Origin of the sequence: Bacteroides sp. OF04-15BH (assembly GCF_003477995.1) — a bacterium.
Classification (GTDB): domain Bacteria; phylum Bacteroidota; class Bacteroidia; order Bacteroidales; family Bacteroidaceae; genus Paraprevotella.
This window is the reverse complement of sequence record NZ_QUEM01000021.1, coordinates 58,143-64,142: the sequence shown is the minus strand read 5'-3', so window position 1 is coordinate 64,142 and position 6,000 is coordinate 58,143. Positions and strand designations below refer to the sequence as shown.

At 51.0% G+C, this 6,000-nt stretch carries 6 protein-coding genes; 4 read left to right on the top strand and 2 right to left on the bottom strand.

The window, feature by feature from the left end; genetic code table 11:
- The first annotated feature begins 54 nt into the window (after positions 1-54).
- Positions 55-711 carry a DUF1847 domain-containing protein gene (locus DXA74_RS10385; protein WP_233550515.1) on the top strand — a complete coding sequence of 219 codons (657 nt, stop codon included), beginning with the start codon at positions 55-57 and terminating at the stop codon, positions 709-711.
- Here DXA74_RS10385 and DXA74_RS10380 read toward each other — a convergent pair whose 3' ends face one another.
- Positions 712-1,389 (bottom strand): LytTR family DNA-binding domain-containing protein, encoded by a 678-nt coding sequence (locus DXA74_RS10380; RefSeq protein WP_118527327.1) that lies wholly within the window; start codon positions 1,387-1,389, stop codon positions 712-714.
- Positions 1,386-2,411 carry a sensor histidine kinase gene (locus DXA74_RS10375; RefSeq protein ID WP_118527325.1) on the bottom strand — a complete coding sequence of 342 codons (1,026 nt, stop codon included), beginning with the start codon at positions 2,409-2,411 and terminating at the stop codon, positions 1,386-1,388. Before DXA74_RS10375 ends, DXA74_RS10380 begins: the two co-directional genes overlap by 4 nt.
- A gap of 178 nt (positions 2,412-2,589) precedes the next feature.
- On the opposite strand from DXA74_RS10375, the gene DXA74_RS10370 reads away from it, so the two are divergent.
- From DXA74_RS10370 to DXA74_RS10360, 3 genes are read left to right on the top strand one after another with little or no spacing between them, the layout of a single operon-like run.
- Complete coding sequence (locus DXA74_RS10370) at positions 2,590-5,361, top strand: TonB-dependent receptor (protein ID WP_118527323.1); 2,772 nt, start codon at positions 2,590-2,592, stop codon at positions 5,359-5,361.
- A 35-nt stretch (positions 5,362-5,396) separates the two neighbouring features.
- Complete coding sequence (locus tag DXA74_RS10365) at positions 5,397-5,729, top strand: hypothetical protein (RefSeq protein ID WP_233550514.1); 333 nt, start codon at positions 5,397-5,399, stop codon at positions 5,727-5,729.
- Entirely contained in the window at positions 5,684-5,917 is a 234-nt protein-coding gene (locus DXA74_RS10360; RefSeq protein WP_147401088.1) for a hypothetical protein, read from the top strand. The genes DXA74_RS10365 and DXA74_RS10360 overlap by 46 nt, the downstream gene beginning before the upstream one ends.
- Positions 5,918-6,000: the final 83 nt, after the last annotated feature.

Sequence of the window (6,000 nt, the reverse complement as noted above, 5' to 3'; positions counted from 1 at the left end):
AAAAAAAATATTTTATAATAGTGTTGCGGAATTAAGGTATAAAAAGAAACAGTTATGGAAGGCGAAGCAATGAAAGAAGAAAAGCAGAAACACTCCTGTGTGGACTGCGGAACACAGAACTGCAAGTTTCAGAACCGTACTTATCCCGAGTTCTGTCCCACCACCCATCTGCGCGATGAGGATATGCAGTGGGCGCTGGAGCGTTATGAGGAGGAAAGAAACCACGATATTATGGTGGCCAGCGCCGAAGTGGAATACGAAGGTTACTGCCAGTGGACCCGTGTGCAGGAGATTATGGAGTTTGCCTGTAAGATCGGAGCACGGCGCATCGGCATTGCGAATTGCATCGGATTGATTCGCGAGGCACGCATCTTTGCCCGTATTCTTCAGGCCAACGGTTTTGAGGCTTATGCAGTGATCTGTAAGGTGGCCGGCAAGCCCAAATCATCACTCGGAATCCCGAAGGAGTGCGAATCTATCGGGGCGGCTATGTGTAACCCGATTCTTCAGGCACGCTTGCTGAACGAAGCGCATACGGATCTGAATGTGGTGATCGGTTTGTGCGTGGGACACGACAGCCTGTTCTATAAATATTCCGAAGCATACGCCACTACTTTGGTCACAAAGGACCGCGTCACCGGAAACAATCCGGCGGCGGCTCTCTATACAGCCGAGTCCTATTACAAAAAGAAATTCCATCTGGACCGCTGATTATTGCTGCAAGGCATCGGCATAGGTTCTGCCCACGGGAAGTATTTTTCCCTGGGGCAGGACTACTTCGGTGCGTGAAAAGCTGACAATAAACGCCCTGTTCACCACAAACGATTTGTGCACCCGCAGAAACTGTTGCTCGGGAAGGCTTTCGATGAGGCTTTTCAGAGTGCATTGAGTCAGTATCGGATGGCTGCCGTTCAGGTGTATCTTTACATAATTATTGATGGCTTCCAGATAAATAATCTCCGAGCAGATTATTTTTATATTCTTATAATCCGCCTTGACCACGAGCGACTGCTCATCGCTTTGCTGTGCCCGCGTCTGCAAGGATTTCAGATGAATCGCTTTTTTGACCGCCGTTTCAAAGCGGCCGAATGAGTAGGGCTTGTGCAGAAAGTCGATGGCATTCAGCTCAAAGCCGTCCAGGGCAAACTGCGCATAAGCCGTGGTAAAGATCAGCATGACGCCGGCAGGCATTTTGCGGGCCAGGTCCAGTCCGTGTATTCCCTTCATTTCTATATCCAGAAAAACCAGGTCGGGCAGAGTGCGGTTGATGGCCTCCAGTCCCGTCAATGGGTTGCTGAAAGTTTCGATTTCCAGTCCGCCCATCTGGTTGCAGAACTTCTTGATAATTTCCAGAGCTATCGGTTCGTCGTCAATGGCAATACATTTCATGGTTCTATCAGTCTTATGGTGAGCAATACTTTGAATTCGTGTTCCGTTTCCTTGATTTCCAGCGTGTGGCGCTCCGGGTATGCCAGTTCCAGACGCTTGCGGCAGTTGGCGATGCCGATTCCCTTCGGACGGTTGTGTGGTTCGGAGGTCTTCCGGTTGTCGGTGCGGAAGTTCAGAATGCCGTTCCGGACCTCTATCCGAATATCTACCGGATCATCGTGTACCGAGGATAGACCATATTTCAGCGCGTTTTCGATGAACGTGATCAGGAGCATCGGTACGATTTGCAGTCCGGGGTATGCACCGTCGTTCGTGTAGCTGAAGTGAATCAGTTCTTTTTTTTCCGTCCGGTACTTCTGAATCTCGATAAATTCCCGGATGTATTCCACCTCTTCTTCTATCGGTATCATTTCTTTAGTGGGATTGGTATACATATATTTCATCAGGTTGATGAACTGTATGAAAGCCGTTTCGGTCTGTTCCGATTTGAGAACTACCATGCCATATAGCGTGTTGAGCGTGTTGAACAGAAAGTGCGGGTTGATCTGCGCCTTATACAGTGCCAGTTCCGCTTTCTTCTTTTCATACTCCAACGTATGTCCCCGCACAATCTGGCGCGTAAGTTCGCGGAACAGTCCTGTGGCGATGCTGAACACCGAGGCGGTGGTAAACAGGAACCACACCGCCTGCTGGTGCAACCGGCTTTTGCCGATGCGGCGCACCCGGTTGGGATGGAACATGCGTTGCGGAAACTCCATCTGATATTGTGAGAGCAGCCAGGTGACGAATATTGTGGCCAGCAGGATACCTATGGCCAGCAGCACGTGTTTGCGTCCCTTGAAAAACAGCGGTATGGTGAATTTCCGGTTCAGGAAATAAACGATGTAGAGCCAGCAGATCAGCGCACAGACAAACCAGAAGTTGTTGGTCACCCAGCGGTCAATGGGCAACATCAGGCAGAGAGCCGGCAGCACGATGACGATGAAAAGCACATCAATCAATAAAGGTATCTTTTGATTCATGGTTTCAGATTTTGTTGTTTCTGTTGCAAAGATACCGCTCTTTTTGCGAAAGGAAAAATATTCATTTTGTTGTTTACCCTCATTTTTCTGTCGTTCACCCGCAAGTGGCGCATTTTGCTTGTTTACCCTCCGCAAGCAGAATACTTTTGCACCAGAAACCAATAAAACTATACCGAATATGAAAAAAAGAATCTCACTGTTTGCCTCGTTCTGTTCCGCGGCCATGATGGCTCAGGCGCAGCTGGTTGTGTCCGGACAGGTGACCGATCGCACGAGTGGCGAGACATTGCCGATGGCTCCGCTGACTCTTGTTCAGGCGGGCAAGGATACGCTCTATACCACGACCGATCTGGACGGAAACTATCGCTTTGACCGTTTGCCGCTGGGCGACTATCAGCTCGAGGCCCGTTATTTGGGTTATAAGACAGTCCGGCTCAAACTGGCGCTGAACGCCGACAAAAAGTATGTGTTTGATGTGCAGCTGGAAGAAGAGGTGCAGAAGATCGGCAAGGTGAATGTCGAAGCCCGCGCCACCCGGGCCCAGCAGCGGGGCGATACGCTGGCCTACAACGCCTCGGCCTTTAAAGTGCTCGAGGGAAGCACCACCGAAGACTTGCTGGCCAAGATGCCGGGCATCGTGGTGGAAGGTGGCGAGGTACAGGCTCAGGGCGAAGCGGTGCAGAAGATACTTGTGGACGGCAAGGAGTTCTTCGACGGAGATGTCAATCTGGCTCTGAAGAATCTGCCTTCGGACATTGTGGCCAGTATCGAGGTGTTCGACAAGAAGAGCGACCAGGCCGAGTTTACCGGATTTGATGACGGTGAGGAAATCAAGACCATCAATATCGTGACCAAACCCGAATATCGCGAGGGACTGTTCGGCAAGGTCTATGGAGGTTACGGACTGGACAACCGCTACAATGCCGGCGGAAACGTGAATTGGTTTGATGACACGCAGCGCGTTTCCGTGCTGGGTATGAGTAACAACGTGAACCAGCAGAATTTCTCGCAGGAAGACCTGGCCGGTGTGATGTCATCACAAAGCTCCAAGCGTAGCGGACGCCGAGGCGGTCGCGGCGGGGGAGGAGGCCGTGGCGGCAGTGCGTCTACCGATAATTTTATGGTCGGGTCGCTCGGCGGACTGACACAAACCAATGGGCTGGGCGTGAACTATGTGAATGAATGGGACAAGCGCCTGAAGCTGACCGCCAGCTATTTCCTGAACCAAACCAACAACGACTATGAAGAAAATCTGGTTCGAAAATATTTCGACTCCGTGCTGCCGGGAATGACCTACGAGCAGGACAGCGAGTCGGACATGAACAACTGGAACCACCGCATCAACATGAATCTGGACTACCAGATTGACGACCGCAACTCGTTGCAGATACGTCCTAAATTCAGCTTTCAGAGAAACGACACATACAGTCTGTATGACGGGCAGAATCTGCTCAACGGAATCTTTTCCGAGGGTGTGAACAGTGTGACCGACAATCTGGTCAAAGCCTGGCAGATAGGCGGCGACGCTACTTACCGCCACCGCTTCAATACCGAAGGACGAACCCTGTCGCTCTCTTTCCGGGGCCAGTATTCCGACCGCAACGGCGACACCTACACCGATTACTTGGAGCGGAAAATGCAGGAAGAACAGCTCAGCGAGGAGGCCTATTCCCAGTATAAGGATATGTTGCAACGGCAGATGATGTTCCGCACCAACCTGATGTTCACTGAGAAGCTGGGCGACCAGGTGCAGTTGCAGGCCAATTACAAGATGTCGTACACCAACACCGATGCGGAGCAGAAAACCTATGAATCGAACGGTACGGACGATTTGTACGAGCAGTTGGTGGAAGACCTTTCCAACGTATATCAGACAGATTACATCACTCAGGCCGGCGGTCTCGGTCTGCGCTGGAACGTCGGCAAACTCCGTCTGATGGCTGGAGCCGAGATGCAGTGGTCCACCTTGCAGGGCGAAGAAACCTATCCCTATGCCGAGCAGCTGAAGCATACCTACTTCTCCGTGCTGCCCTCATTCACTGCCCGCTATATGGCCGACCGCAACAATTCCTTCCAGTTGCGCTATCGCAGCAGCTCCACTGCACCGTCGCTTCAGGACCTGCAGCATGTGATCAACAACACAAACCCGCTGTTCCTCTCAACCGGTAATCCGGATCTGGACCAGCAAATCAATCATACATTGAATCTGCGCTATCTGCACACCACCTTGTCCGGGCAGACCGTCATCGCCATGGTGGGGGCCACCTTCCGCACAGACTATGTGGCCGACAGTACTTTCGTGGCCCAAGAAGACCAAGTGTTGCCGGGCGGCATACAGCTCGACAAGGGAGCGCAGTTTACCAAACCGGTGAATATGGACGGTTACTACAGTTTGCAGTCCATGCTGACCTATGGTTTTCCGGTGGACTGGCTCCGGAGCAATGTCAATCTGAGCCTGTCGGCCAACTATGCTCATGTGCCGACCATCTTCAACGGAGTGACCAACTACACCCACGAACTTACCCTGGTGCCGAAACTCGTCATCGGAAGCAACATCAGCGAAAAGCTGGATTTCACGGTGTCTTATTCTTCGGGCATCAATCGGGCTTTCAGTTCGCAGTCTGAAACCCAAGCCAGCAACTACGTGATGCATACGGCTCAGGGACAGTTCGGCTGGAATTTCTGGAAAGACCTGACGTTCCGCACCTCGATGAGCTACATCGGTTATACCGGTCTGGAGAGCGAAGCTTCGAACTATTTGCTGTGGAACGCTTCGATCGGCATGAAGTTCCTGAAGAACAAGGCCGCCGAAATCCGTCTCGAAGCCTACGACCTGTTGCAGCAGGCCCAGTCATTCCGCCAGTCGGTGAGCAGCAGCTACTATGACTATCTCACAGCCAATGTGCTGCAGCCTTATGCCATGCTCACTTTTGTCTACACCATCCGATAAAAACGATATGTTGAACCATAAAAACAAATGAAGAAATGAAAAAACTGATTTTTTGCACTTTGATGACCGTACTTTGTTCTCTGCCCATGTCGGCACAAAAACGCGGACAGCGCCTTTCGCCCGAAGAAATGGTAAACAAGAAAGTGGAACAGCTCGACAAGGTGCTCACGCTGACCGACAGTCAGGAAAAGAGCGTACGCAGCCTCTACACCGATTTCTACAGTAAGGCTATCAAGCGCGAGGAGCGCAAGGCGAAGTTGGACGAGCTGAATAAATCCATCGAGGCCCTGCTCACAGACGAGCAGAAAAAAGCCTTTACGGAATGGAACAGCAAGAAGGCCGAGCGCGCAAGCAAAAGAAAACAATGAACAATGGGGCAGAAAGCTACGGGATGCTTTCTGCGAGGAGAGAGGCCGTCGTACAGAACGGCCTCTTTTTTTGTGTTCTTTTTCCGGCTATGTCTGAGGCTGCGAAAATATGCCCGAAGACGCCCGAAAAAATCATCGAAATCATTTTTCAAAAACATCAGGAAGACTTTTTCATTTCATTGAGATGATTTTCAGACCCTGGTTTTGGGATATAAAAACAGATATTCACAAATTGAAAGGATTGCAGAGGCAGTTTTTCTTTGTTAGTAAG